Raw genomic sequence first — 24,724 nt, 5'->3', positions numbered from 1 at the left:
TAGATGGGGAAGGACGGCCGCTCGCTCATTAAGCGTAGTTCCGTGGTGGGCCACGATTTATTATCGACCGTCGGTAACTTTCGGTGATGGTGGCAGGCTCCGAATCGGGGTTGACCGCGGGCGAGCGAGAGCGCCTCGCGGCGATCAGTGGCGCGGAGAGCCTCGCCGCCCTCGCGAGCGCGACGGACGCAGCGTCGATTCACGACGCCTACTTCGCGGCCAAGCGGGAGTGGTTCGACCTGCAGGGGCGGGCGACCGTCGAGGCGAGTCCGGACCACCTCCCCGGCGACTGCGTGGTCGTCGACGGCCAGACGTTCTGCGTGCACGGCATCACGCACGCCGACACGCGGGCCGAGGGACGGTTCCTCCGCCAGCACGCGGCCAGGTTCCTCGATTCGGGCGCGGCCGTCTTCGTCGAACAGGGCGTCCGCCCCATGTACTTCTCGGCGTTCGACGACGTCTACGAGATGGACGACTACAACTGGGCCATGGAGCGCTACGCTGCCCTCGAGGCCACCCCGCCCGTCAGCGACGTCCTCGGTGCCCCGTTCACCGGGGTCGTGGAGGACCTCGACTCGCTGACGGCGGAGCTGCGCGACGCCGTCTTCTCGCTCATCGACTCCGGGCGCCACCTCTACGGCGAGTCCCTCGAGCGGGCGCTCGGGGACGTCGCGTCGGCGTTCCTGATGAGCCACGAGGACGTCTCCACGGGGATGGACTTCGCGTCGTTCTCGATGTCCCGGGCGGCCGCCGAGGACCCGACGAAACTCGCCGCCCTCCAGGACTACTACCGGCGCGCGTTCCTCCCCCAGCCCCTCGAACGCGAGTGGCTGCGCCGCCACGACCCCGCGCTCGAACTGCTCACGCACGCCAGAAACGAGCGCATGGCCGACTACGCCGTCTACCACAGCACCGCCGAGACGGTCCACCTCGTCGTCGGCGCCGCCCACCAGCCGGGCGTGACCTACTACCTCGAACAGCACCGCGACGGCCGGCGGCAGGTCGACGACTTCGAGCCCGTCGGCTGACCGGCCGGGGAACGGTTGGTCGCTCTCGCTGCCGGCGACGCCTCCGGATTAGTCGTCTTCCTCACCTTCCTCGTCATCGTCGTCGCCGTCTCTATCGTCGTCCTCGCTTTCGTCGTCACTGTCTTTGTCATCATCGTCGTCGTCGTGGTCGCCGTGCTTCTCGTGACCCTTGCCCTTGCCTTTCTCGTGGCCTTTCCCCTTGCCTTTCTCGTGGCCTTTCCCCTTGCCTTTCTCGTGACCCTTGCCCTTCCCGGGGTGGTCCTCGTCATCGTCCTCGTCTTCGTCATCATCGTCCTCCTCCTCGTGGTCGTTCTCGTCGTCAGCGTCCTCGCTATCGTCGTCCGCCCCGCTGCCACTCTCCTCGTCCGGTCCGGTTTCCTCGTCGTCACTCCCGCTGTCGGTGCTGTCGTCGCCGCTGCTGTCGCCGTCGTCGTCGCTACTGCTGTCGCCGCCATCGCTACCGTCCTCGCCGTCACTGCCGTCGCCACCATCTCCGCCATCACTGCCGTCTCCGCCATCGCTACCGCTCCCGCCCGTGCTGTCGGTGGAGCACGTTCCCCGCCGGATGGTCACGGGTTCGTCGAGGGCGAGCGAGGTTCGGTCCGGCGCGTCGAGCGACCCGGAGAGCACCTGCCAGTCGGTGAGTTCCCCGTCGAAGTACTCTCCATAGAGCGCGGCCGCGGCGTTGAATGCCGGCGAAATCCGGAGCTCCAGGTCGGGCAGTTCGCCGAGGCCGCGGAAGACGCCGCCGTCGGTGCGGCCGGTGGTCCACGTCCAGTCGACGGTGGCGGTGTCGCCGTTCCGGGCCCAGCGGTCGTAGTTCGAGTCGGCGTCGTAGAGGTCGTCCTGGACGACCCACTGGCCGTCGAGGGGGAGTCCCGCGAACTCGAAGGTGACCGAGCCACCGTTCGTCCCGTCGCCGTACTTGTCGTGGACGAGCACGAGGCTGAGACCGTTCGGGCCGTCGTAGAGGAACAGGATGCTCGTCTCGGGTCGCTCCAGTTCGACGAGTCCGGTGGCGCTCCAGTCGTAGTCGGCGAGCCCCCACTGGTAGAGCTCCTCGACGGGCTTGGCGCCCGAGAGCGGCGTCAGCGGAACGCACCGGTCCCCCTGTTCGAGGACGAACTGTCCCTCGACCGCCGCACTGGTTCGCGAAGCGAGTCCGAGACCCGCCGCAGCCACTCCCACGCTTCCGAGGAACGAGCGTCGCGTCGTTCGCGCGAGCCGGCGCCGGTTTGGAGGCATGGCCGCGTAGACGGCGGAAGGGCGGTTTGTAAGTAGACGCTTACCGCCCGCTGCCGGGGTTAGAATAGCTGTTAACGGCGAATCCGGGTGTCAGAGCGGCTATCGGATGAACGGCGCCGTCGCTCGCCACGGGAAAACCGCAGAAAATCTGTAACCGTCCAGCGGCGGACTAGTTGATGTGGCCTTCGTCGCGGAGCTGGTCGGCGTCCTGCTCGGAGTAGCGCCACTCGATGTTGGCCTTCTCGTCCTGCCAGTCCCACGGCTCGACGAGCACGACGTCGCCCTCGCTGATCCACGTCCGGTACTTCATTCGCCCGGGGATGCGCCCCATCCGGTTCTCTCCGTCCTCGCACTGCACGCGTACGTGATTCCCGCCGTTGTGCTCCGTCACGACGGCGAAAAGCTCGTCTCCGTTGGGCATCCGGAGGTTCCGGCGCCCTGATTCTTCGCTCACACCCATCCTAGGAACGGCCCACAGTTAAGTCATCGGATGCACGTGGTAGCAAGTGACGAGGGCCGCTAATCGCCCGCCTCGACGGCCACGGGCCGACTCCCTCGCTCCGACCGACTAGTACTCCTCGCGGGGTCGAACGTCGCCCACCGTCGCGTCCGCACCGTCCAGGTCGTCGGTGTACACCACGTCCACTTCGGCGTCGGGTCCGAGGGTGACGCTGTCGCCGACCACGGTCCCCGCGTGGGTGGCGTCCAGTTCCACCGTCTCGGCTTCGACCGTGTCGACCTCGAAGACGCGGTCGCCGTCGCCGAGTAGTTTGCTCGCGAGCGAGCGTGCCCCTTCCCCCGGCCGCACTCGGACCTCTGTCGCCTCGACGGACCCGACCTTCGAGCGACCCTCCACGGTGACGTCGACGGTGCGCGCGGAGACGCTGTCGGCGCGGACGCTCCCCGTGGCCGAGAACTCGTCGGCGTTCACGTCGTCGAACGCTCCCGTTCCGTCGACGGTGAGCGTGGTGGCGTCGGTGACGCCGCCGACCTTCAGCGTACCGTCGAAACGCGCGTCGGCCGCGACGAGACTCCCGCTCACCTTCAGCGTACCGTCGGCCTCGACGTCGTGGCCGTCGAGATTGCCGCCGACCTTCGCGGTGCCGTCGACGGCCAGGCGGTCGGCGCTGAGGCTGTTCGCGAACTTGGCCGTTCCGTCGACCGAGGCGGTCTCCCCGCGGACGTCGCCCTCGACCTTCGCAGTGCCGTCGACGTCGAGGTCCACCGCGTCGACGAGGCCGCCGACCTTCGCAGTGCCGTCGATGTCCACGGTGGTCGCGTAGAGGTCACCGGAGACCTTCCCGGAGCCGTTGACGACGAACTCCTCGCAGTCCACCTCGTCGTACGTGCCCGCGCCGTCGATGCTGATGCGTTCGCCGCGAATCGTGTCTCCCATGTGACCGTCTGCGACGGCCACCCCCATCAATCTTTGCACTAGTTGTGAGTTGAATGTGAGTAGGCACGCACATTTATGGTGCTGTGGTGGGTGGGTGGACGTGTGAGCAGACAGATCCGTATCTCCATCGACGACGACGAGGTGTTCGAGCGGCTGAAGCGCCGGAAGGACGCCCTCGACCTCTCCTGGGAGGACGCGCTGCGGCGCGGCCTCCGGGACAGCCCCGAACCGCCACGCGCGCCAGAGACGCCCGAACCGCGCTCGCAGAACCGGGACCGACGGTCGGGGCGTGACCGCGGCGCGACCCGCGACCACCAGCGCCGAGGGGAGAGCCGGGGTCGACCCGACCCCGGAGACGTCTCCCCGTTCGACCCCGAGTTCGGCGAGCGCATCGCCGAACGGGTGCTCTCCTCGGTCAGCGATTCCGTCCCTGGCTTCGTCGGCGAGACCCTCGACGACGAAATCGATCGCCTGGAGGACGCCGAGGACGCGGTGCTCGTGCTCGGCGACGGGGAGAGCGAGCGCGTCCCGCTCCGCGTCGCGCTCCACACCGGCCCCGAGGGACTGGACGTCGAGGTCGTCGCCGTCCGCAGCGGGAAGGGGACCGACGGGATGAACCGCTTCGCCGACGGCGCGCGAGCGGACGTCGCCCGCCGGTTCGCCGAGGGCGAGACCGCGACGCTGGAACTCGAGGGCGGCGGGGAGGCCTACGACGTGCGCCCGGACCTCACGTGGGCGCGCGGGCACGACGGCACGCCCACGGTCACCGACGTGGCCGTCCGGGCGGTCGTCTTCGAGGACTGAGATGATACACATCTCGCCCGTCGCCGGGCCCGACGATCGCCCGGTCGGACTGCCGGTGCTGGACCGCGACGGCCGCCGAGTCGGCACCGTCAGCGGGGTCGAGACCGACGGCCTCCGCGTCGACGTCGCGGCGGACGCCCCCGAGGAGACCCTCCGGTCCGTCGAGTGGAGCGCCGGCGACGCGGAGCGCCTCCTCCCCGCCCGACTCGTCGCCGAGCGTGACCGCGACGCCGTCCGCCTGGACGCGTAGTCAGGCGTGGCCGCTCGCAGTCACCTGCAACCCCGCGATGCCGACCACGACCAGCAGAATAGAGCCGAGTCGGAGCGCGGACGTCGACTCGTCGAAGAGGTAGACGCCGAGGATAGCGGTTGAGACGGCGCCGATTCCCGTCCACACCGCGTACGCCGTCCCGACCGGGAGCTCCTGGACGGCCTGGGCGAGCAGGTAGACAGAGACGGCCATCGCGGCCAGCGTGAGCACCGAGGGAACGGGTTCGGTGAACCCGTCAGTGTACGCGAGGCCGATGGCCCACGCCGCCTCGAACAGTCCCGCCACGAACAGCACCAGCCACGCGGACATGGGCGACGCGAGGCGCGGCACCTCCCTCAACCCGTCGATTCTCCGAACCCGCCGTTCCTCCACACTGCTCAGGTGGCCCGCACGCGGTCGACGTCGAGCGCGAGGTAGTGGAGGGCGGTTCCCGTCAACCCCTGTTGCGCGAACCGGCGGCCGGACGTCTCGACGAGCACGTCCGGGCAGTACGCGGTCGGGAACTCGCGGCCGAGCGCGCGGCTGAACGCGGTGTCCTCGTTGCCGACGTCGGCGTAGCCGCCGACCGACTCGAAGGCCGACCGCCGGACGAACGTGTTGAACCCGGGGAGGACGGGCCGCTCGAGCAGCGGGAACGCGCGGTTCACGACGACCTGCATCGCCTTCCCGCGGTAGCAGTCCGTCACCCGACAGTGCGAGGACGCCCCTGCGACGCCCGACTCGTGGGCGAACCCGAGCATCCGGTCGAGGTAGTCCGGGCGGACCGTGGTGTCGGCGTCGACGAACGCCAGCCACTCCCCGCGAACGGCGCGAGCGCCGGCGTTCCGTCCAGCGGCGATGCCACCCGCGTCGGAGACCACCACGTGGGCACCGGCCTCGCTGGCAATCGCCCGGGTAGCGTCGGTGCTGGCGCCGTCGGCCACCACCACCTCGTAGTCGACGCCGGTGGTCTGGGCCCGGATGCTCCGGAGGGTCGCCGGGAGGTAGTCGGCCTCGTTCAACGCCGGGACCACGAAACTCGCAGTCGGCGACGCCATCTACTGGAAAATCGGGAGCCGCGGCCCTAACGATTGTGGCGTCAGTTCGTGGAGACGATCTCGACGACGTCCCGGGGCGCGAGTTCGTGGTCGGCGGCGATCTGACGGTTCACGCGGCAGTCCTTGGCGTGCAGGAAGCCATCGCCGATGTCCGAGTGGACCGCGTACGCGAACTCCTCGGCGGTCGCGCCCTCGGGGAGCAGGAAGACGTCCGGGAGCACGCGGCCGTCCGCGGTGCCGAGGCCGCCCGTGGACCCCGGGAAGATGGGGTTGACGCCGAGCGCGTCGAACAGCGCCGTCTCGACGGCCTGCTGGACGCCCGCGCCGTCGTAGTCGGCGACGAACTCGCGGATGGCCTCGAGGCCCGCCGCCTGCTCGTCGCTCACGTCGCCCGTGATTTCGAAGTCGTCGTCGCCAGGGCGGTAGTCGACGACGCCGTCCTCGGCGGCCTGCTTGAGCGCCTTCTCGGCGTGGGCGCTCACTGGCACGAACTCCAGGTGGTCGTAGTCGTCGTCCGCGGTGATTTCGTCCCAGTTGGCCTGCGCCTCGGGGGTGTCCATCTTGTTCGCCGCGACCACCATCGGCTTCGTGCGCTTGCGAATCTCCCGGGCGAGTTCGGTTCGGTCGTCGGCGTCCCACGTGTCGGCGTCGAGTTCGAGACCGAGAGAGAGGACGATCTGCTTGATCTCGTCCTCGTTCGTGCGGAACGCGCTCATCTGCTCGGCGAGTTCCGTCTCCAGGGACGTCTCGGCCATGTGCTGGCTCTCGTAGCGCTCGATGCCCTTCTCGAGGATGCCGAGATACCACTGGTCGAGTTCGTCCTCCAGGAAGTCGATGTCCTCGCGGGGGTCGTGGCCCTCCGTGCGCTCGCCCTCGATGTCGGTCGTTCCGGAGAAGTCGACGACGTGGACGAGCACGTCGGCCTCGTTCAGGTCGGTGAGAAACTGGTTGCCGAGGCCGTTGCCCTCGTGGGCGCCGGGAATCAACCCCGCGACGTCGACGAGTTTCGTCGGGACGAAGCGGACGCCGTCCTCGCAGTACCCCGTCGAGGGCGTGCACGTCTCCCCGAAGTCGGGGGCCGCGCAGTCGACGCGCACGTACGCCTCGCCGACCGCCGGGTCGATGGTCGTGAACGGGTACGCGCCCTCTGGCACGTCGTTCATCGTCGCCGCGTTGAAGAACGTGGACTTCCCCACCGAGGGCTTGCCCACGAGACCGACCTTGTAGCTCATTGCCGGAGACAGTGGACCGGCGTACAAACGGATTGCTACCTGTCTCCCGTCTGCGAACCGCTCGCACGGGGGCCGAAACGTCGTCCGACAGCGGTTGTGGGCCGGCCGTTCAGTCGAAGAACAGGTCGGTGCCGGGCGCTTTCTCGCCGTCTTCGGGGAACTCGTCGAACCAGCCGGCTTCCACCGGTGCGTCCTCGTCTGGGACGTCGTCGGTCGGGAGCGAGACGCCGGCGGTGTCGACGGCCGGTGTCGCGCCGAAGACGACGAACCTCCGCGTCGCGCTTCGGTCGCCGTCCGCCTCGTGGGCCTCGAACGTCCAGACGCCTTCGACGCCGTCGAGTTCGACGGGGAGGCCGAGGACGTCCTCGACCGCGGAACGCGCGGCCGCGACGAAATCGTCCTCCTCTCCGACGCCACTGACGGGGAGTTTCAGTTCACAGTCGGGGGTGAGGCGGCGCAGCAGGACGCTGCCGTCGTCGTCCGTGACGCCGACGACGGCCCAGTCGTCGAGGCCGGCGACGGCGTCGACCGTCTCGGCGTCGACGTCGTCCGAGTCGTCGTGGAACGGGACGTCGCTGCGGTCGCGCAGCGACTCTACGTCGGTGATCGGTGCGAGGGAACTGTCGGCCGAATCGGTGGGCGGTGTCATGGGTTGGGTGAGTCTGCGGGGTGTGGCTCTGTCGCGGTACCGTCGTCGGTGGGTGCGCGTGTACGTCGCGACTGTGAACGTCGAACTTCGGCGGTGCGAGCGCCGTACCTACTGCTGCGGGAACCTCGTAGAAGAAACCAACGATTTAATTTCGACGACTATCTACACTTAATAATTTGCCCGCCGGGGACTTAAACGCTTCGCCGGCCCCCTGGGGTCAGTTCGTGCAGGTCGTGTAGCGTCTCGAGTTCGTGGTCCGGCGTGACGCCGAGGTCGTAGTCGGCGCGGTGGTCCCGCCAGACGAACGCGGCGTCGGTGCCCGCGTTCCTGGCTGCTTCCACGTCGCTCTGGCTGTCGCCGACGAACAGCGTCCGCTCGGGGGCCACGTCCAGGTCGTCGAGCGCGCGCTCGAGGTAGTGGGCGTTCGGCTTCTTCCGCGTGAGGCTCTCGGGCTCCATCTCGCGGCCGTAGTGGGTGTCGAAGTGGTCGCGGACGTCGTGGTAGTCCAGGATCTCCTCGATGGTGCGGTGCTGGTTCGTGGAGACGATGCCACACGGGACGTCGAGGTCGCCGACGGCCGCGTAGTCCTCGTAGAGGGGTTTGCGCCCGTCCTCCATCTCCGCGACCTGCCGGCGGGAGAACGCCGCGTCGCGCTCGTACCAGAGCGCCTCGGGGTCGACGCCGTGCGTCTCGCTGACCGCCTCGAGGTCCGCTGGCGTCACGTGGAGGGTCATCCGGTCGACGTGGTCGGGGTCCGGGTCCTCGATGCCCACCGCCGCGAACCCCTCGGCGGTGGCCTCGCGGAGCACCTCGACGGGCGTCGGGTGAGTGAGCACGCCGTCGTTGTCGAAGACGACTGCGTCGTAGTGCACGGTCGGGGATTCGGGGAACTCCGCCAAAATCGTTTCGTGGTCGGGCGGGCGAACCGCTTTTTCGCCTCCGTCACCAGTCTCCTGCATGGACGCACGCTCGCTGACGGATGCCTTCGACTCCGTCGAGGAGACGTGGGAGCCACGCCTGCTCGCGGAACTGAACGGCCAGCACGTGAAGGTCGCGCGCCTCGACGGCGAGTTCGTCTGGCACGCCCACGAGGACGCCGACGAACTGTTCTACGTGATCGACGGCGACCTCACCATCGAGTACCGCGAGGACGGCCGAGAGGACGCCGTCCACCTCGGACCGGGCGACCTCACCGTCGCGCCTGCGGGCGTCGAACACCGCCCGGTCGCCCACGAGGAGACGCAGGTCGTCCTCTTCGAACCGGCGGGCACGACGAACACGGGGACCGCCGAGGACAGCGACCGGACCGTCGAGGACGTCGAACGCGTGTAGCGCCGCCGCACTCCATGCTCCTCAGATGCCGCGCCTGATGCCGCCCAAGACCGTCGACCGCTCCTCGCTGCCGTCGCCGCCGACGTCGAAGTCCACGTTCTCGAAGTAGCGCGGCGGGTCCCCGCCCGTGGCGTACTCGTACAGTGCCACCTTTGCGATGCCGTTGAGCGTGGATGCGACGACGAACGCGAGCACGCCGAGCGGCAGGCCGACGAACCCGACGGCGACGAGCGGGCTGGTCAGAACTGCGACGCCGACGGTGAGCAGCCCGACTGCGCCGAACAGCAGGAGGTGGACGAAGCCGAGGCCGAACTCCGCGCCGAGCGATTCGCCCCACGTCTCCCGGACGATGTCCACGCTCCGCCCGAAGACGCCGGTGATGGGTTCGTCCTCGAAGACGGCGACGGGGACGACGAAGTAGGTGACGACGGCCCAGGAGACGCTGAACAGCACCCCGACGACGACGCTTCCGACGTTGTTCGACTCCTGGAGGGCGCGTACGACGACGCCGACGACGGCGCTGACGACGGCCCACGCGAGCAGCGTCCACTTGTGCTCCCACGCGGCGCGGAGGCCGCCGCGCACCGACGGCTGTTTGCCGTGCAGCGCCTCGCGGGCGGCGAACATCAGCCCCGCCGTGAACAGCGTCGCGACGAACGTGCTTCCGAGGATGGCAACCGCGACGGCGGCGAACGCCACGGTGTCCGAGACGTTCGCGGCGGCCGCGAACGGCAGCAGGCCGAACGTCGTTCCGAGCACGGCCACGAGGAAGACGAGGCCCGCGAGGCCCGCGAACGCGGGGAACCACAGCAGGTTCGGGTGGTCCCGGAGCACGTCGAGGCTGTCCCTGGCGAGGCGCAGTCCGGTCCCGAGTCGTCGTCGAACAGACATGGGCAGGGCTACGAAGGGAGGGGGTAAGACAGTTCCTGGCGGTTCGCAGTCGACGCGAACCCGGAAGCGACCGGGAGTGCCGGTTACCGACAATCCTTCAAGCAGTCGCCCCAATACAGGGGTATGAACCGCCGCACGTTCCTCGCCGCGGGCACGACGTCGCTCGCGGCCCTCGCGGGCTGTACGGGTCTCCTCGGCTCCTCCTCGTCCGCGACGGTCAACCACCCGGGCAACCTCGAGACATCGTTCAACGCGAACATGGAACTCCCGACGGACGAGACCCCTGGCGACGGCGTACCGCCCGAGTACGCGGGGGGGACGGACGAGCGCAGCGTCGACGAGTCCCAGTTCTCGGCGCTGTCGACGAACGGCGAGACGGTCACGCTCGTCCCCGTCGAGGTCGCCCGCTACTGGCACCGCCGCCGGGAGGCCCGGTTCGTCGACGCCCGTGGGCTCGCACAGTACAAGCGCGCCCACATCTTCGGCGCGGTGAACAGTCCCGCCGTCAGGGGCTCCCAGGGCGGCGCCATCGGTGGCTGGCCCACCGACGACCGCGTCGTCTGTTACTGCCGCTGTCCCCACCACCTCTCCTCGGTCCGTGCCGCGGGCCTCCAGAAGTCCGGTTTCTCGACCGTGTACGCCATCGACGAGGGGTTCGGGGCGTGGTACGACAACGACGACCCGATGCGGGGACCGGACTTCTCGAACCCGCAGGAGGCCGTCGTGGCGGGCGAGGTCGCCGCGAGCTACGCCGGCGAGAACGTCTGGGCGGTCCACGAGGCGTCCGGCCAGCGGGAAGCGGCCCCCGTCGCTGACGACGGCTCGTTCGAGCTCCACCTCCGCTTCTACGACGTGACCGCGGACTCCCAGATCCGGGTTTCGACGCCGACGTTCGACGTGACGCGCCCGCTCGGCGAACTCACGTCCGGCGTGCTCACCGAGTAGGACCCCGGTCATCCCGGGAAGTTTAGGCGGCTCGCAGTTCTCTCTGTGCGCATGGCAACAACGGTAGCGGTGACTGGGGCGACGGGTGGGCTCGGCGAGGCTGTCGCGCGGGCGTTCGCCGAGGACGGGGCGACCGTCGCGCTCGGCGGCCGGGACAGCGACGCGCTCGCGTCGCTCGCCGACGAACTCGGCGGCGTCTCCCTCCGCACCGACGTGCGCGACGAGTTCGACGTCGAGCGGTTCATGGAGCACGCCTCGAAGGCCGGCGATGACTCCGGCATCGACGTGGTCGTCCCCTGCGCCGCGGTCTACCACGGCGACGCCGGGGAGACGCCACTCGACGAGGCGGCCTACAGCGCGTTCGACGACACGATGCGCACGAACGCCCGGGGCGTGTTCGCGTCCGTCCGCGAGGCGCTCCCCCACATGGACGCTGACGGCTGCGTGCTGGTGCCGACTGGCGGCGTCGCCCGGGATGCCCAGCCGGGGTTCGGCCCCTACGCCGTCTCGAAGGCCGCCGCGGAGGGCGTGGTCCGACAGTTCGCCGCCGACTGCGAGCAGGCCATCGGCTGTATCGACCCCAGTGCCGTCGACACCGACCTCCACGGGATGGGCGGCCGGAACCCCAGCGAGGTCGCCCCGCTGTTCACCTGGGCGGCGACGGTGCCGGAGGAACTCGACGGCGACGTGCTCGGCCTCGCCGAGTGGAAGAGTTCGACGGCCTGACCGCCGGAGCGGTGCGGAGCAGCCTGGACCGATAGGTTATTAACAACGAGTGCGGAATTATTAATTGAATGTCGGTCACAGAGTCAGTCGACGCCGTCCGCGCGACCACCTCGCGCCTCGGCGTCCTCAGCACGCTCGCGCTGGTCGCGCTGTCCGCGTACGTTGTCGTCGGCGACCCGCCGGTCAAACTGCTCGGCATCTCCTGGGTCGCGTTCGCCGCGATGGCCGGCGCGGCCGCGCTCGGCGCCCGGGCCAGCACCGAACACCCCACCGGCCTCGTCTGGGGCTACGGCCTCGCGAGCGGCGCGATGATCACCAGTGCCAGCGTGTTCCTCGTGCCCCAGGCCATCGGCTACGCGCCCAAACCCGGCGGCTTCGGCGTCGCCGCGGGCATCCTCGTCGGGTTCGCCGCGCACACCGTCGGCCACCTGGTCACGCACTTCGACCTCCCGCTCGACCGCACGACCGCCGAACTCGCCGCCCACTCGCTGGCCTCCGGCTCCATCATCGGCGTCGTCTACACCGCGCTGCCGGAACTCGGCCCGCTGCTCGGCCTCGCCATCGTCTCCCACAAGGGACCGGCGGGCTACGCCGCCGCGCGCCGCCTCGTCCGGGAGGGCCGCTCGCCCGCGATGCTCCTTCTGCCGGCCTCCGGCGTCGGCCTCGCCGCGCTCGCGGTCACGCTGTTCTCCTTCCCGACGGACCCGACGTTCCGCGCCGTCGTCTTCGGCTTCGCCGCGGGCATCTTCCTCCACGTCGCGATGGACTTCCTCCCGCACTGTGAGACCGGCAGCGAGGTCCACGACGCCGTCACCCGCACCGGCCACGACCACGACCACTCCCGCCTCGACGCCCTCCGCCAGCAGGCCGTCCTCTCGACGGCGGCGGGCGGCCTCGCGGTCGCCGCCGCCTGGCTCCTCCTCCAGTAGACGCAGTCAGTCCGCCCGCGATTCCTCCACGCGCTCGGCGAACGCGGCGACGTACTCCGGCACGTCCGGGTGCGCACCGAACTCCTCGTACGGTAGCCAGAACGCGTCCGCCACCTCATCTGGCTGGCGGGCTTCGGGCTCTCCGCTCTCGTACTCGCAGCGCGTCAACACGTTCAGGCACTGCGTCCCCTCGTCGGCGACGAACGCGTTGCTGGAGACGTACTCGACGGCTCCCACCTCGACGCCCGTCTCCTCGCGGACCTCCCGCCGAGCGGTGTTCTCTATGGCGTCGAATCCCTCGGTCTGCTCGACTTTCCCGCCGGGGAATGCGACGGTTCCGGCCGCGTGCTCCTCCTCGGCGCTGCGCTCGATGACGAGGTACTCGCCGTCCCGCACGACCGCCGCGTCGACGTTCACGACGTACGCGAACTCGTCCATGAGTAGGTCTCAGGATGTTGCGCCCTGAAGGTTTCGAGTCTCCTTCTCCCGTCCGCGTACTAACCTCTAGAAGGGGAACAAGACCATAATTGAATCAAGCCGAGCGAAGAAGCTCGGGTTCACGAAGCCACCGTTCCAGACGAAGAAGTCGAAGAGGAAGTACAGGGAAAGCGCCGTTCCGATTACCCCAGCTATCTCCTTCATGATTACATTAGAGAGTTCAGGCCGCTGCTGTCGTTCTGGTAGGACTCATCCTCGTAGTAACGTGTTCCACAGTCTGTACAGATGATGACGGTAGTTTCCCCGGCGTAGTTCCCACCTAGAGCCCCAAGTGACGCTCCTCTCTCCTTGAGGACCGTTTCGGTGTGCTTGTACTGCGGACCACAGTCGCACAGCACACTGTCCTCGTTCACATCCTCCACCTTCTCAATACTGCCTTCTTCGGCCACAGGGATGCCGAAATCGCCAATATCAAGGTCTACTTCGTCTATCGGGTCCTGAAACGGATCTGTCTCGATGTCAATTGGGTCTTCGATGGGATTGGTTTTCTCGGAGCCATCGTCTTCGAACATGATTCAACTAAAAAGACTACTTATTGACGTAAATGCTTTTTCGCGAGAATCCCCGGATATCCGCGGATTCTAGGTGAGCACCGCTATAATCTCTAGAGAACTTCGGCAGGAACCCCACCTCAGCTATAGTCCCGCCACCTTGCGCCACACTCCTTGCACTTGAAGAAGCGCGTCGGCGGTTCGTCGGCGCTACCGGTCTGCTTGATGGTGTACCACGCCGTGTCGTGGCCGCACTCCGGACACGTCTCCTCGGCCGTCGGCTTCCCCTCGAAGTTCGCGTCCTCGCTCGTCTCGATGACGTCGCTGGTGTCCTGGGCGGCCGTCTCGACGAACCCCCCGTCGGCCTCGCTCTCCTCGACGGCGCCGCAGCTCGAACAGACCATCTCGTCGCCCTGCTTGTGCATCATCGAGCCACAGTCGTCGCAAAACTGCATGGCTCCGGTTAGGAATCGTCGGGTGAAAAGTCACCCGCCTCCTCGCGGCGCTCAGCCACGACGGGGCAGTCCACGACCCGGAAGTGGTCGGTGTCCACCTCCGCCTCGATGGTCGTCCCCTCGTGGGTGCACGCGAGCTGCGGCGGGTCCGCGAAGTGCTCGCAGCCGTGACAGAGGCTCTTCTCCACGACGGTCACCTCGCGGTCGTCCTCGATGGACTCCGTGACGAACAGCGGGTCGTCGGCCGACGCCGACAGCTGCTCCCAGACAGACTCCTCGTCGACGTCGCCGACGTTCACCTCGTCGAACAGCGCCTCGAACTCGTCGTCGTCGCGCTGGCGGCGCTCGTCGACGTCCTCCCGAAGGTCCGACAGCGGCGCGTCCTCGGTGGATTCGCCATCTGCATCCGCGTCCTCGCCCCTGGGCGCGCTCACGTCCGCGCCAGGCGGGGCGCTCGCGGTGGTTCCGGGGCCGATGTCCCCGGGCGAGCGCTCGCCCGACGGCCCGTCGTCGTCCGACTCGTCGTCCGGTGTGTCCGCTGGCTCTCCGTCAGTCATTGGTCTCCTCTCGGCCGCCGTCCGTCGCTTCGCTGTCGACGGGTTCGGCCTCGCCGACGTTCACCGCGTCCTCGACGTCCGCTTCCTCGACCCAGGCGTCGGACGACTCCTCGTCGTCGGCTTCCTCCGGGCCGGTCGCCATCGCCTCGAGCGTATCCGTGTCGCCGCCGAGCCACGAGTCGTCCTCGCCGTCGTCGTCGAGCCACGACTGCTTGGCCTTCAGCGCCGGTTTCCGGCCGGTCACCAGCGTGTGGCTGCCGAACCACCCAGTCTTCGCCTCGACGCCCTCGAAGCTCTCCCCGCAGAACGGACACTCGGGCGCCGAAAGCTGCGCGACGGTCACCGACTGCCCGCACGCGTCGCAGTCGGCGTTCTCCACGCCAGCGAGGTTCGCCTCCCGCTGGAGCGATTCGGCGCGCTCACGTCGGGCCTCTGCCGCCGCCAGCGAGCCCACCGACTCCCGCACCGACAGCACCGCGGTCGCCAGCGTCGTCGCCTTCCCGTCCAGGTCGTCCGTCTCGTCTCGGAGGTACGACAGCACCTCCTCGAAGTTGTCGAAGCCAGCGTCCACGTGGTCGGCCAGACTGTCGATTTCTCCGGCCAGCGACTCCGCCTCGGCGGCCGCGCTCTCCGCGGCCTCCATCGCGGCCGCCGCGCGCTCGTCGACGTCTGGGTGGTCGTGGTCCGTGGGCGCCTTGCCGTCGGCCTCGCGTTTCACCTGGATGACGCGCTCGCGGACGTCCCGGATCTTCTCGTCGAACTCGCTCTCGACGTCCTCCACCTGCTCGCGCAGCTCCTCGTTGGTGACGAACTCCCTGTCTGCGTCCTCCTCGGCCGCCCGGTAGGCCGCCACGATACGCTTCAGGAGCGCCTCGTCGCTAACACCCAACTCCTCGGCACGTTCCCCGAGCCACGCCGCGGCCGGCCCCTCGAGGCTCGTCCCCTCGGCCACGTCCGACGTTCCGTCGGCCATTCAACCGGTCTTTGGGCCCGCCTCCCTTAACCGTTCGGTGCCTCAGCGGATCTTCCGCACGTCACTGACGTCGAAGCCGGCGTCGTGGACCTCCGTTTCGAACTGCACGATGTCCTCCTCCTCGAGGCGGCTAAGCACGCCGCGGAACTCTCGGACGTACATCGTGCGGACGCGTTCGTTGCCGCCGCGCTCCCAGTCGAACTGCACCGTGCCGTCGACGGAGGTCATCAGGCTCCCGAACTCCTCCTCGGTGACCGCGTCCCGCGTGAGGTGCAACAGGATGAGGCCGTTCCAGTCGCTGGCGGCCTTCCGCAGGCCCTTCAGCGTCAACACGATGTCGCTGAACTCCATGTCCTGCTTGCGCGCGCCGATGAGGTCGGTCAGCGAGTCCACCACGACGAGGCTGCCCTGCGCGTGCTCGTCGAGGTAGTCCGCGAACGCCTCGAGGACGTCACGGCGCTCCCCGCCCGACTGCCCGAGGTCCGTGATGGTCTGGTGTTCTCCCGCGTACCACGCCCGCGGCACCGGACTCAACTGGAAGTACTCCGGGGAGAGGTCCGCGAACGACACCGCGTCCAGCCCCGCGTCCACGATCTCCTCGTCCAGCGTGAACGAGATCTCCCGCTGGAGCTCCGCCTCGTCGGCCGTGAACGACACGTAGTGGATGTCCTCGGGCGCCACCGCGTTCCCGTGGAGGTCGCCGTAGTGGAGGTCGAAGAGGTCGGGGTCCGCGGACTGGAGGCCGTTGAGCACGGCGCTCGTGTAGGCGAACTCACGGGCCCCAGCGCCGGCCTCCCCGGACAGCAGCACCACGCTCCCCTCGGGTGCACCGCCGCCGATGCGGCCGTCCAGCCGCGAGACGCCGAACGGAATCGTCGCCATACCCCCGAGTTGCGGGCGTAGCGTTTACGTCTTTTGCCGTCAGTCATCGTCTGTCGTTCCGCTTCGACTGCTACAGTCACGACTGATACCTCTCAGAAAGCCCCGGCTGGCTCGACGGCTGCGACTCGCTACGGTTCTCGGTCACTGCGTTCCCTGCGGTCCTTGCGTCGTCTCGCCTGTCGAGCCAGCCGCCCCTTTCAGTCCACCCCGGGGCTGTCGGTTGTGGCGGATGCTGGTGCAGTCAGCTGTGCCCCTTAGTGCTGATGCGGTCGGCGCCTCAGTCCTCGATGGTCGCGCCACGGTTCCGGGGTGCGACGACGAGGACGTCGCCGTCGACGCCCGCTGCGTCGAGTGAGTCGTGTCCCGCCGTTTTCGCCGCATCCGCGCGGTCGGCGTCCGTGACGCCGTACACCGCCGGGCCCCACGACGACTGCCCGGCGCCAGAGATGGCGGGACTGTCGCCGAGTTCGTTCACGATGGCGCCCGCGGGCGGCCGGTAGACGCCGCCCTGCTCGTCGGCGTACCACGCGCCGTTGAGGCGGCCGACTGCCGCGACCGCGGCGCCGAAGGCGTCCACGTCGCCGGTCGCCAGCGCGGGCAGCACGCTCCGGGTCACGACGCCGGAGATGCGGTCCGCGAGGCTGCCGTCCGCCGACTCCACCGCCGCGCGCATGCTCTCGTCCTCGCCCTCGTCGGACTTCCCCGGCGCCGCCTCCGGGAGGACGAGCACGAAGCGCCAGTCCGCTGGCACGTCGTGGCGGGCGGCGACCGGCGGCACCTCCCACTCGCCGCGCGGCGGTCGGTCGGTGGTGAACCGCTCGGTCGGGTGGCCGGCGTCGAGGACGAACCCGCCCGACTCGAAGGTGGCGACCCCGACCCCGCTCCGCCCGCCGCGGCCGAGTTCCGGGGCGCGCGTCCGAACCTCCGGCGCCAGGTCGTGGACGCGCGCCACCGCGGCCAGCACCGCGAGCGCGAGCTGCGTGCCGGAGCCGAGGCCGACGTGGACGGGGAGCTCTTCGCGGACCGCGACGTCCGCGCCGGGAACGTCGAGCAGCGAGCACGCGCGCTCGACGTACGGCCTCGCCCGGTCGTGCCCACAGACGGCCCTGTCGGCGTGCTCGGCCTCGACGACGACCCGTGGCTGGTCGAGGGCGACCCCGAGGCTCCCGTAGAGGCGCTCGTTCGCCAGCGAGAGGTTGAGGAAGCCGAAGTGGAGGCGGCCGCCGGTCTCGACCCGCGCAGTCATGCCCGCCAGTTCGCCGCCCTACATCAAGGTGGTTCCGCCGGTGGCAAGCGTGCCCGCTACGGGGACTCGGCTACGCGAGGTCGGCAGCTATCCGTCGTGCGACCACGGGCGCGCCGTTCTCGAACACCGGCGCGTCTGGCGGATTCTCCACCGCTGCGACGGCCTCGGCGGGCGTCTCGGCGACCGCGAAGCCGGGTTCGCCGCCGTGCTCCACGAACCGCGCGACCCCGCGCTGCTCGCTCGTGAACGGGTAGACGATGCAGGGCGTCCCGGCGACGGCGGCCTCCATCACCGTCGAGTAGCCCGGACAGACCGCGACGTTCGCCTCGCGGAGCACCGGGAGCATCGACGCGACGGTCGTCCAGTCGTCGTCTCCGACCACCGTCACCTCGCGGCCCGCGTCCCGGAGGCGGTCGGCCACCTCGTCGAGCGCCGTCGAGTACGTGCTCGGTGAGAGGAGGACGTCCACGTCGGGCGTCTCTTCGACGGGGACGTCGAGCGCGAGCGGCGGCACGCGTTCGACGCCGTGCGGGTCGCCGGCGAGTTCGGGCCACACGGCGGGGTAGAAGAACCGACGGCTCGCCCACACCTGCTGTCGTGTGAGCGCGGCTGCGCCTACGCGCTCGGCCAGGTCGTCGTAGTAGCCGGGGGTGTTGTGCGTGCAGACGTACTGCGGGACGCGGGCGAGCACCGCCGCCACGGACGCGAACATGTCGTCCGTGACGACGCAGTCCGCTTCGACGTGCCGGAGCCACCGTGCGACGTCCCGAACCCGGCGCACCGCGTCGGGGACGCTCCCGGTGAGGACGTCCGCCAGCGACCCCTCGCCCTGGTAGTCCCCGATGAAGTCCACGACAGTCGGTACGTACTCCTCGTAGCCCAGCAGTTCGACGAACCGCTCGCCCGGCCCGCCGCCAGCGAGTTCCACCGTCGCGCCGCGCGCCTCCAGTTCCCGCGCGATGGCGAGCATCCGCGTCGCGTGCCCCGCGCCCTCGGGGTAGTGCACGACGGCGACGGTGGCGTCCATGCTCTCGAATGCCTGGCCCCGCGACAAGGTGGTTTCGGTGCGCAGATGACCCGGCCGACCGCCTGGCGGATTGAAAGGGCGAGGCTGCCAGGGCGAACCCCGGCGATGCAAGCACGCGAGCGAAGCGAGCGCGCGCAGCGAGCCGCGGGAGCCGTGACAGCCGAGGGCTTTCAGTTGTAGGAGGCGGGCACGTAGCGATTGTCGCACGAGGCCACCGGCAACATCTGTTCGGTCGATACCGGCGAGTAGGTCGCGCCGTCGCGCTCCCAGTCGCCGGCAACATCTGTTCGGTCGATACATCTTAACACGCACAGCCCCCTTGCTCGTGCATGCACAACCAGAAGGACCCGGACCTCCCGAGCAACGACGTGACGGAGGGCGTCGAGCGCGCGCCTCACCGCGCGATGTTCCGAGCGATGGGGTACGACGACGCGGACTTCTCCTCGCCGATGATCGGTATCGCGAACCCGGCGGCGGACGTCACGCCGTGCAACGTCCACCTCGACGACGTGGCCGGCAGCGCGATCGACGGCGTTGAGGGTGGCGACGGGATGCCAATCGAGTTCGGCACCATCACCATCTCCGACGCCATCTCGATGGGGACCGAGGGGATGCGCGCGTCGCTCATCTCCCGGGAGGTCATCGCGGACAGCGTCGAACTCGTGGCGTTCGGCGAGCGCATGGACGGCCTCGTCACCGTCGCTGGCTGCGACAAGAACCTCCCCGGGATGATGATAGCAGCCATCCGCACCGACCTCCCGACGGTCTTCCTCTACGGCGGGTCCATCATGCCCGGCGAGCACGACGGCCGCGAGGTCACGGTCCAGAACGTCTTCGAGGGCGTCGGCTCCGTCGCCTCCGGCGACATGAGCGAGGACGAACTCGACGAGATGGAGCGCCACGCCTGCCCCGGAGCGGGCTCCTGTGGCGGGATGTTCACCGCGAACACGATGGCCTCCATCAGCGAGGCGCTCGGGCTGGCGCCGCTGGGCTCCGCGAGCCCGCCCGCCGAGGGCGAGGAGCGCTACGAGACCGCCGAGCGCGCGGGCGAACTCGCCGTCGAGTGCGTGCGCGAGCGCCGGCGCCCCTCGGACATCCTCTCCCGGGAGTCCTTCGAGAACGCCATCGCGGTGCAGGTCGCCCTCGGCGGGTCGACGAACGCCGTGCTCCACCTGCTCGCGCTCGCCGCGGAGGCAGGCGTCGACCTCGACATCGAGGACTTCAACACCATCAGTGACCGGACGCCGAAGATCGCGAAACTCCAGCCCGGTGGCACGCGCGTGATGCAGGACCTCCACGAGGTCGGCGGCGTCCCGGTCGTCCTCCGGCGCCTCTTGGACGCTGACCTAGTTCACGGCGACGCGAACACCGTCACCGGACGCACGCTCGCGGAGGAACTCGACCACCTCGACCTGCCCGCGGACGACGACATCGACGTCGACTTCCTCCGCCCCGTCGCCGACCCGTTCCACGAGACTGGCGCCATCACGGTCCTCACGGGCAACCTCGCGCCCGACGGCGCGGTCCTGAAGGTGACCGGGGAGGACGAGACCGAACACACGGGTCCCGCCCGCATCTTCGAGTCCGAGGAGGACGCTATGGCGTACGTCCAGGAGGGGCACATCGAGTCGGGCGACGTCATCGCCATCCGCAACGAGGGCCCGCGCGGCGGGCCGGGGATGCGCGAGATGCTCGGCGTCACCGCCGCCGTCGTCGGCCAGGGCCACGAGGACGACGTCGCGCTCCTCACGGACGGCCGGTTCTCGGGCGCGACCCGCGGCCCGATGGTCGGCCACGTCGCCCCCGAGGCGGCAAGCGGCGGCCCCATCGCCCTCCTCGAGGACGGCGACGAGGTGACCGTAAACGTCCCGAACCGCGAACTCTCGGTCGCCGTCTCCGAGGACGAACTCGCCGAGCGCCGCGAGCAGTGGACCGAACCCGACCCCCGATACGACGCGGGCGTCCTCCGGAAGTACGGCGACCAGTTCGGCTCCGCCGCCGAGGGCGCGGTGACCAACCCCGCAGCGAAGCGCGACCGGGAGAACTAGCGCATCGTCACGCGCGCCGCACGCTGGCGTCGCCGCTCCCGGTCTTCGCGGTGAGCCACGTGTCGCCGTCCCCGAGAACGCCGCGGACGTACTTCGTCGAGCGCTCCGTCACGTCGTCGAACACGGCCGCCGGTTCGCCCACCTCGCCGTCCCGGACGTGGAGCTCCACTGTCGCGTCGACTGCCGGGGCGAACTCCAGTGCCACGTCGCCCTCGACCGTCTCGATGGTGGCGTCGTCGGGGAGCGTGGTGACCGACACCTCGGCGTCGCCGTCGCCAGTCCACACCGACTCGACGCCCGCCGTCCCGGCGATACGGACGTGGCCGGCCGCCGTCTCGACCGCGGGCGTACCGTCGACGTCGCGGACGACCACGTCGCCCGACCCAGTGGACACCGCCCCGACGCGGCAGTCGCCGGGCAGTTCGAGGTCCACGTCCACCGGCGCCTCGTCGCCATCGCGCTCCACAGCGACGGTCAGGCTGTCGTCCTCTCGCCACGTCGTCACCGAGAACTCACCGCTGCTGGTCGTGTGCAGGCGGGCCCTCTCCCCGGGTCCGACTGTCACGTCCCCCTCCGGCGTCCGGACCGACACGCTGTCCCCGGTGGCGGTCTCCAGGGACTGCGTGGCGCTGTCGCCACCACTCGCGCGTTCCATGTCAGCCGCTCAGCACGAAACGTTAAGAAAGTAACTATTACTTCCGGGAGAGGAACTCCGGAAGCCGGAGTCTGGAGAGGTCGTCCCTGTCGAGCGCGTCGGGGTCGATGCGATAGAGGAACTCGGGCAGATCGTCGCGGTCGCGACCGCCGCCGCTGGTCGCGACGCCGTCGCCGCCCTCCTCGCGGTAGGAGATGAGCTTCGACCACACCGCCCGCTCGCGGGACGGGAACTCGGAGACGTCTTCCTCTGCGGTCCCCGACGCCAGCCGGCTGTCGAGGTCTGCCGCCGAACTCTTCCCCTCGTCGTAGGCCATCTCCACCAGCGAGCGCCCCGTCGCGGCGACGAGCTGGCGGTACTCCTCGGGGTGCTGTTCGCCCAGGGCCGCCGCCACGCCCAGCGCGTACGCCCGCCAGATGGCCTCCTCGCGGTCCATCTCGTCGCCGTCCCAGTCCGTGGAGAACGAGTCCTCGTACATCACTGGGGCTTGACTTTCCGGCCGGGGTCCACCCGGAGGCCGGAGCCAGTGAACGAGACGTCGCGGATGTCGCAGTCGATGTTCGTCCCGCGCATCTTCACCAACTGGATGCCCCGCGTCATCCCGCCCTCCTCGAGGAAGTTGTGGAGGAAGACGACGCCGTGGGCGAGGTAGTGTTCCTCGGCGTACGCCGTCGGGTCCGTCATCTCCGAGACGAGCAACACGGTGGCGTCGGTCTGTTTGAGCCCCGTCGCGAAGTGGGTGACTTCGGCCTCCGAGTCGTCCGCGAAGTGCGCGAGCAGCATCGTCGAGTCGACGACGACGCGGTCGTAGTCCTCCTGACGGATCATCGACGCGAGCCGGGAGGAGAGCCCCGACTCGCGGCCGTACTGGGTGAGCGACCGGCGGGAGCGCTCGCGCGTGAGGTTCAGGAACTCGAAGCGGTCGGCGCTGGCGGCGCGCTCGAAGCCGAACTCGAAGTTCGACATGTCCTCGACGAGTTCGTTGCGCGTCTCGTGCATCGTCACGTACAGCACGTCCTCGCCGTTCCGGATGCCCTCGGTGACGTACTGGGACGCGAGCGTCGTCTTCCCGCTTCCAGGTGGCCCGCTCAGCGTGTAGAGGCGGCGAGCCGGCAACCCCCCGTCGAGGAGGCTGTCGAGCCCAGAGACGCCAGTCGAAATCCTCATCGCCGGTAGCCACGCGGCGGGGGCTTAAATCCCTCCGGGTTGCTCGACCCCGCTGCTGTCTGTCGACTGACGAGTCGGGCTCGGAGCCGACCGCCGTCAGTACGCCTCGGCGAGCAGGCCGTACCGGACGTAGTCGACCCACTCCCCGTCGACGCAGACGAGCAGCGCGAGCGTCTCGCCGTACCGGCCGAGCGTCCCGCCGAGACGGTTGCGGCAGGTGTCGGCGTCCTTCGGCAAGGGACTGGTTTGCGTCGCTCGCACGCGCGGGTCGTTGGCCGTTTCCACGAGGAACGGGATGTCCGCCTCGACCGCGGGGTACAGCGAGACGGTGTCCCCGCCGAGAAACAGCGGTCCGGGCGTACTGGTGGGTCGCAGGCGCCACAGTAGGGCGTTTCGTGAACCGTATTTCACGAATCGTCGGGCAGTGCGCCGTGGTACTCCGACCCTCGCAAGGGTTATCCGTGTATCGCGCCTCGGAGTAATTGCAATGGCAAACGGTAAGGTTGACTTCTTCAACGACACGGGCGGCTACGGTTTCATCGAGACTGAGGACGAGGACGAGGACGTTTTCTTCCACATGGAAGACGTTGGCGGTCCGGACCTCGAGGAGGGACAGGAAGTGGAGTTCGACATCGAGCAGGCTGACAAGGGTCCGCGCGCGACCAACGTCACCCGCCTGTAAGCTTTCTCCGACAACAACGAAATTCAGCTTTTTACGACGCAACGCCGACCAGCGACGCGTTTACGCGGTGAGCGAGTGCCGCAGGACAAATGACGCCAGCAGCGGCGGCGCCTTCAGTTCGACTCCGAGACGTCCCGCTCGAGCGGTTTCCCGCCGTCTCGGACCTGTCGCCCGCGCCGCTCGCTCTCGCCGTGGACGCGAATCAGCAGGTCCCCTCGCACCTCGCCGACGACGGTGAAGCGGTCCTGGCGGTCCACGTCCTCGCGGTCGACCTCGTGTGACTTCCGGGTGACGACGCCGCCGTCGTCGTTCGTCTTGATGCTGCCGACCTTGACCAGGCGGTGTGGCTTGACGTACTCGTACAGTTCCCGCAGGGCGTCCAACTCCTCGACGTCCACGGTGCCGATGGTCGCTGCCCGCAGGCGGTCCTCCGGCCCCAGTTCCGCCGAGCGGATGGTGGCGCGCTGCCCGAACTTCTGTGACATCGCGGGCAGCACGCTCTCCTGGGTCTCCCTGGACGGGCGGGTCTCCGTCGAGCGGAGTTCCAGACGATACGTCTCCGACATACTCGGCGGTCCCGGGCGACGCTCTTCAATCTTTGTGTGGGAATATCACCCGTGAAATTTGGGCCGGCGTCGACGCTCGGCCCGCCTGTCAGAACACCTGTAGGTTCAGGTCGAAGACGGCACTGAGCACGAGGACGACGCCGCCGACGCCCGCGGTCGCCAGCAGCGCGCCCACCGGGAACCAGAGCAGGGCGAACCGCCGGTCCTTCCTGAGGCGGGCCTCCGGCGAGTCGGCGATCATGAACAGCGGCTCGAGGTCCTCGTCGCCCTCGGGAACGCGCTTGATGCAGAGGTTCTCGGCGTTCCGCGCGGACCGCGCGCTCGCCCGCCGCTGCACCGTCCCGAAGACGTACACCTGCTCGCCGGGCCGGATGAGGTGTTGCTCGTAGCGCCTGTCGCCAGCCTGCCGACCACCGGTGCCGAAGCCGAACCCGTCGCCGACCTCGAAGTCGAACCCGCTGGCGACGGCGAGCTTCGAGCGGAGGCTCTCCAGCGGACTGAACCGCCGGCCCGCGAAGAACCGCTGGACGGCGGCGGGCGGTTTCTGGGAGCGCCGCACCTCGAAGGCTGGTTCGGTCCCCTCTCTGATGTCGTAGACGACGTCCTCGTCCGGTTCCACCAGGAGTCGGCCGGTCCCGTCGTCGACGTAGAACGGCACGAACTCCACCCCGGACGAGACGGTCCGCCACCCCGAGGAGTCGTCGTCCTCGTAGAACTGCTGGACGGTCCACTGGGCGACGACGCAGTCGTCGTCGCTGAACGGCGCGGGCATCGCGGCGTCGACCGGGACGGCCGTCCCCGCCACCTCAGAGGGGCCGATGGTGACCGACTCGACGTCCTCTGTGGGCGTCTCCGCGATGAGCTGGCGCTGCCGGCGGCGCTGGAACGCGCTCCGCATCAACAGCCCGCCGATGACGACCAGCATCCCGGAGACGGCGAGGCCCCCGAGCGCGTCGTCGAGCGCTATCGCGGCGACTGACCACCCAGGCACG

General features: G+C 69.2%; 33 protein-coding genes. 9 read left to right on the top strand and 24 right to left on the bottom strand.

Features of this window, described 5'->3' with window-relative positions; translation table 11 throughout:
• The first annotated feature begins 86 nt into the window (after positions 1–86).
• A complete protein-coding gene (locus HALDL1_13655; protein ID AHG05367.1) occupies positions 87–1,028 on the top strand; it encodes a hypothetical protein in 942 nt (313 codons plus the stop codon).
• 48 nt (positions 1,029–1,076) lie between these two features.
• Here HALDL1_13655 and HALDL1_13650 read toward each other — a convergent pair whose 3' ends face one another.
• The 3 genes from HALDL1_13650 to HALDL1_13640 all read right to left on the bottom strand — a co-directional run bounded on the left by HALDL1_13650 (position 1,077) and on the right by HALDL1_13640 (position 3,669).
• Complete coding sequence (locus HALDL1_13650) at positions 1,077–2,210, bottom strand: ATPase (protein ID AHG04517.1); 1,134 nt, start codon at positions 2,208–2,210, stop codon at positions 1,077–1,079.
• A gap of 232 nt (positions 2,211–2,442) precedes the next feature.
• Positions 2,443–2,727, bottom strand: coding sequence for a translation initiation factor 1A (locus tag HALDL1_13645; protein ID AHG04516.1), 285 nt, complete (start codon positions 2,725–2,727; stop codon positions 2,443–2,445).
• A gap of 114 nt (positions 2,728–2,841) precedes the next feature.
• Positions 2,842–3,669: a hypothetical protein gene (locus HALDL1_13640; protein AHG05366.1), complete on the bottom strand. Its 828-nt coding sequence runs from the start codon at positions 3,667–3,669 to the stop codon at positions 2,842–2,844.
• A 102-nt stretch (positions 3,670–3,771) separates the two neighbouring features.
• Here HALDL1_13640 and HALDL1_13635 point away from each other — a divergent pair, with 102 nt between their 5' ends.
• Both HALDL1_13635 and HALDL1_13630 read left to right on the top strand, forming a co-directional pair.
• Positions 3,772–4,473 (top strand): hypothetical protein, encoded by a 702-nt coding sequence (locus HALDL1_13635; GenBank protein AHG05365.1) that lies wholly within the window; start codon positions 3,772–3,774, stop codon positions 4,471–4,473.
• A gap of 1 nt (position 4,474) precedes the next feature.
• Positions 4,475–4,723 carry a hypothetical protein gene (locus tag HALDL1_13630; GenBank protein ID AHG05364.1) on the top strand — a complete coding sequence of 83 codons (249 nt, stop codon included), beginning with the start codon at positions 4,475–4,477 and terminating at the stop codon, positions 4,721–4,723.
• Here HALDL1_13630 and HALDL1_13625 read toward each other — a convergent pair whose 3' ends face one another.
• From HALDL1_13625 to HALDL1_13605, 5 genes are all read right to left on the bottom strand, one after another.
• Positions 4,724–5,053: a multidrug transporter gene (locus tag HALDL1_13625; protein AHG04515.1), complete on the bottom strand. Its 330-nt coding sequence runs from the start codon at positions 5,051–5,053 to the stop codon at positions 4,724–4,726.
• Positions 5,054–5,121: 68 nt separating this feature from the next.
• Positions 5,122–5,781, bottom strand: a complete 660-nt coding sequence (locus HALDL1_13620; GenBank protein ID AHG04514.1) for a glycosyl transferase — start codon at positions 5,779–5,781, stop codon at positions 5,122–5,124.
• 41 nt (positions 5,782–5,822) lie between these two features.
• The gene (locus tag HALDL1_13615; GenBank protein ID AHG04513.1) at positions 5,823–7,013 is read right to left on the bottom strand and encodes a translation-associated GTPase; all 1,191 of its coding nucleotides are present in this window, start codon (positions 7,011–7,013) and stop codon (positions 5,823–5,825) included.
• Positions 7,014–7,122: 109 nt separating this feature from the next.
• A complete protein-coding gene (locus tag HALDL1_13610) occupies positions 7,123–7,662 on the bottom strand; it encodes a hypothetical protein (GenBank protein ID AHG04512.1) in 540 nt (179 codons plus the stop codon).
• Positions 7,663–7,853: 191 nt separating this feature from the next.
• A complete protein-coding gene (locus HALDL1_13605) occupies positions 7,854–8,534 on the bottom strand; it encodes a hydrolase (protein AHG04511.1) in 681 nt (226 codons plus the stop codon).
• A gap of 85 nt (positions 8,535–8,619) precedes the next feature.
• On the opposite strand from HALDL1_13605, the gene HALDL1_13600 reads away from it, so the two are divergent.
• Positions 8,620–8,994 carry a mannose-6-phosphate isomerase gene (locus HALDL1_13600; protein ID AHG04510.1) on the top strand — a complete coding sequence of 125 codons (375 nt, stop codon included), beginning with the start codon at positions 8,620–8,622 and terminating at the stop codon, positions 8,992–8,994.
• A 21-nt stretch (positions 8,995–9,015) separates the two neighbouring features.
• On the opposite strand, the gene HALDL1_13595 is transcribed toward HALDL1_13600, so the two are convergent.
• On the bottom strand, positions 9,016–9,885 hold the full coding sequence (locus HALDL1_13595) for a hypothetical protein (protein AHG05363.1): 870 nt from the start codon (positions 9,883–9,885) through the stop codon (positions 9,016–9,018).
• Positions 9,886–10,008: 123 nt separating this feature from the next.
• On the opposite strand from HALDL1_13595, the gene HALDL1_13590 reads away from it, so the two are divergent.
• The 3 genes from HALDL1_13590 (at position 10,009) to HALDL1_13580 (ending at position 12,485) form a co-directional block, all read left to right on the top strand.
• Positions 10,009–10,830: a rhodanese gene (locus HALDL1_13590; GenBank protein ID AHG04509.1), complete on the top strand. Its 822-nt coding sequence runs from the start codon at positions 10,009–10,011 to the stop codon at positions 10,828–10,830.
• A gap of 51 nt (positions 10,831–10,881) precedes the next feature.
• Entirely contained in the window at positions 10,882–11,556 is a 675-nt protein-coding gene (locus tag HALDL1_13585; GenBank protein AHG04508.1) for a short-chain dehydrogenase, read from the top strand.
• A gap of 68 nt (positions 11,557–11,624) precedes the next feature.
• Positions 11,625–12,485: a zinc transporter gene (locus tag HALDL1_13580; protein ID AHG04507.1), complete on the top strand. Its 861-nt coding sequence runs from the start codon at positions 11,625–11,627 to the stop codon at positions 12,483–12,485.
• 6 nt (positions 12,486–12,491) lie between these two features.
• Here HALDL1_13580 and HALDL1_13575 read toward each other — a convergent pair whose 3' ends face one another.
• The 9 genes from HALDL1_13575 to HALDL1_13535 form a co-directional block, all read right to left on the bottom strand.
• The gene (locus HALDL1_13575) at positions 12,492–12,923 is read right to left on the bottom strand and encodes an NUDIX hydrolase (GenBank protein AHG04506.1); all 432 of its coding nucleotides are present in this window, start codon (positions 12,921–12,923) and stop codon (positions 12,492–12,494) included.
• Positions 12,924–12,989: 66 nt separating this feature from the next.
• The gene (locus tag HALDL1_13570) at positions 12,990–13,127 is read right to left on the bottom strand and encodes a hypothetical protein (GenBank protein ID AHG05362.1); all 138 of its coding nucleotides are present in this window, start codon (positions 13,125–13,127) and stop codon (positions 12,990–12,992) included.
• 2 nt (positions 13,128–13,129) lie between these two features.
• Complete coding sequence (locus tag HALDL1_13565; protein ID AHG05361.1) at positions 13,130–13,495, bottom strand: hypothetical protein; 366 nt, start codon at positions 13,493–13,495, stop codon at positions 13,130–13,132.
• Between the two features lie 119 nt (positions 13,496–13,614).
• Positions 13,615–13,929, bottom strand: a complete 315-nt coding sequence (locus HALDL1_13560; GenBank protein ID AHG04505.1) for a DNA-directed RNA polymerase subunit M — start codon at positions 13,927–13,929, stop codon at positions 13,615–13,617.
• 8 nt (positions 13,930–13,937) lie between these two features.
• Positions 13,938–14,486: a hypothetical protein gene (locus HALDL1_13555; GenBank protein ID AHG04504.1), complete on the bottom strand. Its 549-nt coding sequence runs from the start codon at positions 14,484–14,486 to the stop codon at positions 13,938–13,940.
• Complete coding sequence (locus HALDL1_13550; protein ID AHG04503.1) at positions 14,479–15,459, bottom strand: hypothetical protein; 981 nt, start codon at positions 15,457–15,459, stop codon at positions 14,479–14,481. The genes HALDL1_13555 and HALDL1_13550 overlap by 8 nt, the downstream gene beginning before the upstream one ends.
• A gap of 42 nt (positions 15,460–15,501) precedes the next feature.
• On the bottom strand, positions 15,502–16,341 hold the full coding sequence (locus HALDL1_13545) for an HtlC (protein AHG04502.1): 840 nt from the start codon (positions 16,339–16,341) through the stop codon (positions 15,502–15,504).
• Between the two features lie 277 nt (positions 16,342–16,618).
• Positions 16,619–17,587 carry a GHMP kinase gene (locus HALDL1_13540; GenBank protein AHG04501.1) on the bottom strand — a complete coding sequence of 323 codons (969 nt, stop codon included), beginning with the start codon at positions 17,585–17,587 and terminating at the stop codon, positions 16,619–16,621.
• Positions 17,588–17,657: 70 nt separating this feature from the next.
• The gene (locus HALDL1_13535) at positions 17,658–18,614 is read right to left on the bottom strand and encodes a hypothetical protein (protein ID AHG04500.1); all 957 of its coding nucleotides are present in this window, start codon (positions 18,612–18,614) and stop codon (positions 17,658–17,660) included.
• Positions 18,615–18,943: 329 nt separating this feature from the next.
• Between HALDL1_13535 and HALDL1_13530 the strand changes: the two genes are divergently transcribed.
• Positions 18,944–20,662, top strand: a complete 1,719-nt coding sequence (locus HALDL1_13530) for a dihydroxy-acid dehydratase (GenBank protein AHG04499.1) — start codon at positions 18,944–18,946, stop codon at positions 20,660–20,662.
• 7 nt (positions 20,663–20,669) lie between these two features.
• On the opposite strand, the gene HALDL1_13525 is transcribed toward HALDL1_13530, so the two are convergent.
• The 4 genes from HALDL1_13525 to HALDL1_13510 all read right to left on the bottom strand — a co-directional run bounded on the left by HALDL1_13525 (position 20,670) and on the right by HALDL1_13510 (position 22,895).
• A complete protein-coding gene (locus HALDL1_13525; protein ID AHG05360.1) occupies positions 20,670–21,317 on the bottom strand; it encodes a hypothetical protein in 648 nt (215 codons plus the stop codon).
• A gap of 37 nt (positions 21,318–21,354) precedes the next feature.
• Complete coding sequence (locus HALDL1_13520; GenBank protein ID AHG04498.1) at positions 21,355–21,795, bottom strand: hypothetical protein; 441 nt, start codon at positions 21,793–21,795, stop codon at positions 21,355–21,357.
• Positions 21,795–22,484, bottom strand: a complete 690-nt coding sequence (locus HALDL1_13515; protein AHG04497.1) for a KaiA binding protein — start codon at positions 22,482–22,484, stop codon at positions 21,795–21,797. The genes HALDL1_13520 and HALDL1_13515 overlap by 1 nt, the downstream gene beginning before the upstream one ends.
• Positions 22,485–22,580: 96 nt before the next feature.
• Positions 22,581–22,895 carry an acetyltransferase gene (locus HALDL1_13510; GenBank protein AHG04496.1) on the bottom strand — a complete coding sequence of 105 codons (315 nt, stop codon included), beginning with the start codon at positions 22,893–22,895 and terminating at the stop codon, positions 22,581–22,583.
• 76 nt (positions 22,896–22,971) lie between these two features.
• Between HALDL1_13510 and HALDL1_13505 the strand changes: the two genes are divergently transcribed.
• Positions 22,972–23,166: a cold-shock protein gene (locus HALDL1_13505; GenBank protein ID AHG04495.1), complete on the top strand. Its 195-nt coding sequence runs from the start codon at positions 22,972–22,974 to the stop codon at positions 23,164–23,166.
• Positions 23,167–23,279: 113 nt separating this feature from the next.
• On the opposite strand, the gene HALDL1_13500 is transcribed toward HALDL1_13505, so the two are convergent.
• Positions 23,280–23,732, bottom strand: coding sequence for a hypothetical protein (locus tag HALDL1_13500; protein AHG05359.1), 453 nt, complete (start codon positions 23,730–23,732; stop codon positions 23,280–23,282).
• Between the two features lie 88 nt (positions 23,733–23,820).
• Positions 23,821–24,723 (bottom strand): hypothetical protein, encoded by a 903-nt coding sequence (locus tag HALDL1_13495; protein ID AHG05358.1) that lies wholly within the window; start codon positions 24,721–24,723, stop codon positions 23,821–23,823.
• Position 24,724: the final 1 nt, after the last annotated feature.

Source organism: Halobacterium sp. DL1, from assembly GCA_000230955.3.
GTDB lineage: Archaea > Halobacteriota > Halobacteria > Halobacteriales > Halobacteriaceae > Halobacterium.
The sequence above is the reverse complement of the archived record's forward strand: the minus strand, read 5'-3'. Positions and strand labels throughout refer to the sequence as shown.

What these genes read in the sequence shown, in the direction of transcription:
- HALDL1_13655 (AHG05367.1), top strand. Translation starts at nt 87, where the DNA reads ATGGTGGCAGGCTCCGAATCGGGGTTGACCGCGGGCGAGCGAGAGCGC.
- HALDL1_13640 (AHG05366.1), bottom strand. Translation starts at nt 3,669, where the DNA reads ATGGGAGACACGATTCGCGGCGAACGCATCAGCATCGACGGCGCGGGC.
- HALDL1_13630 (AHG05364.1), top strand. Translation starts at nt 4,475, where the DNA reads ATGATACACATCTCGCCCGTCGCCGGGCCCGACGATCGCCCGGTCGGA.
- HALDL1_13625 (AHG04515.1), bottom strand. Translation starts at nt 5,053, where the DNA reads ATGTCCGCGTGGCTGGTGCTGTTCGTGGCGGGACTGTTCGAGGCGGCG.
- HALDL1_13620 (AHG04514.1), bottom strand. Translation starts at nt 5,781, where the DNA reads ATGGCGTCGCCGACTGCGAGTTTCGTGGTCCCGGCGTTGAACGAGGCC.
- HALDL1_13615 (AHG04513.1), bottom strand. Translation starts at nt 7,013, where the DNA reads ATGAGCTACAAGGTCGGTCTCGTGGGCAAGCCCTCGGTGGGGAAGTCC.
- HALDL1_13610 (AHG04512.1), bottom strand. Translation starts at nt 7,662, where the DNA reads ATGACACCGCCCACCGATTCGGCCGACAGTTCCCTCGCACCGATCACC.
- HALDL1_13600 (AHG04510.1), top strand. Translation starts at nt 8,620, where the DNA reads ATGGACGCACGCTCGCTGACGGATGCCTTCGACTCCGTCGAGGAGACG.
- HALDL1_13595 (AHG05363.1), bottom strand. Translation starts at nt 9,885, where the DNA reads ATGTCTGTTCGACGACGACTCGGGACCGGACTGCGCCTCGCCAGGGAC.
- HALDL1_13590 (AHG04509.1), top strand. Translation starts at nt 10,009, where the DNA reads ATGAACCGCCGCACGTTCCTCGCCGCGGGCACGACGTCGCTCGCGGCC.
- HALDL1_13585 (AHG04508.1), top strand. Translation starts at nt 10,882, where the DNA reads ATGGCAACAACGGTAGCGGTGACTGGGGCGACGGGTGGGCTCGGCGAG.
- HALDL1_13580 (AHG04507.1), top strand. Translation starts at nt 11,625, where the DNA reads ATGTCGGTCACAGAGTCAGTCGACGCCGTCCGCGCGACCACCTCGCGC.
- HALDL1_13575 (AHG04506.1), bottom strand. Translation starts at nt 12,923, where the DNA reads ATGGACGAGTTCGCGTACGTCGTGAACGTCGACGCGGCGGTCGTGCGG.
- HALDL1_13570 (AHG05362.1), bottom strand. Translation starts at nt 13,127, where the DNA reads ATGAAGGAGATAGCTGGGGTAATCGGAACGGCGCTTTCCCTGTACTTC.
- HALDL1_13565 (AHG05361.1), bottom strand. Translation starts at nt 13,495, where the DNA reads ATGTTCGAAGACGATGGCTCCGAGAAAACCAATCCCATCGAAGACCCA.
- HALDL1_13560 (AHG04505.1), bottom strand. Translation starts at nt 13,929, where the DNA reads ATGCAGTTTTGCGACGACTGTGGCTCGATGATGCACAAGCAGGGCGAC.
- HALDL1_13555 (AHG04504.1), bottom strand. Translation starts at nt 14,486, where the DNA reads ATGACTGACGGAGAGCCAGCGGACACACCGGACGACGAGTCGGACGAC.
- HALDL1_13550 (AHG04503.1), bottom strand. Translation starts at nt 15,459, where the DNA reads ATGGCCGACGGAACGTCGGACGTGGCCGAGGGGACGAGCCTCGAGGGG.
- HALDL1_13545 (AHG04502.1), bottom strand. Translation starts at nt 16,341, where the DNA reads ATGGCGACGATTCCGTTCGGCGTCTCGCGGCTGGACGGCCGCATCGGC.
- HALDL1_13540 (AHG04501.1), bottom strand. Translation starts at nt 17,587, where the DNA reads ATGACTGCGCGGGTCGAGACCGGCGGCCGCCTCCACTTCGGCTTCCTC.
- HALDL1_13535 (AHG04500.1), bottom strand. Translation starts at nt 18,614, where the DNA reads ATGGACGCCACCGTCGCCGTCGTGCACTACCCCGAGGGCGCGGGGCAC.
- HALDL1_13530 (AHG04499.1), top strand. Translation starts at nt 18,944, where the DNA reads ATGCACAACCAGAAGGACCCGGACCTCCCGAGCAACGACGTGACGGAG.
- HALDL1_13525 (AHG05360.1), bottom strand. Translation starts at nt 21,317, where the DNA reads ATGGAACGCGCGAGTGGTGGCGACAGCGCCACGCAGTCCCTGGAGACC.
- HALDL1_13520 (AHG04498.1), bottom strand. Translation starts at nt 21,795, where the DNA reads ATGTACGAGGACTCGTTCTCCACGGACTGGGACGGCGACGAGATGGAC.
- HALDL1_13515 (AHG04497.1), bottom strand. Translation starts at nt 22,484, where the DNA reads ATGAGGATTTCGACTGGCGTCTCTGGGCTCGACAGCCTCCTCGACGGG.
- HALDL1_13505 (AHG04495.1), top strand. Translation starts at nt 22,972, where the DNA reads ATGGCAAACGGTAAGGTTGACTTCTTCAACGACACGGGCGGCTACGGT.
- HALDL1_13500 (AHG05359.1), bottom strand. Translation starts at nt 23,732, where the DNA reads ATGTCGGAGACGTATCGTCTGGAACTCCGCTCGACGGAGACCCGCCCG.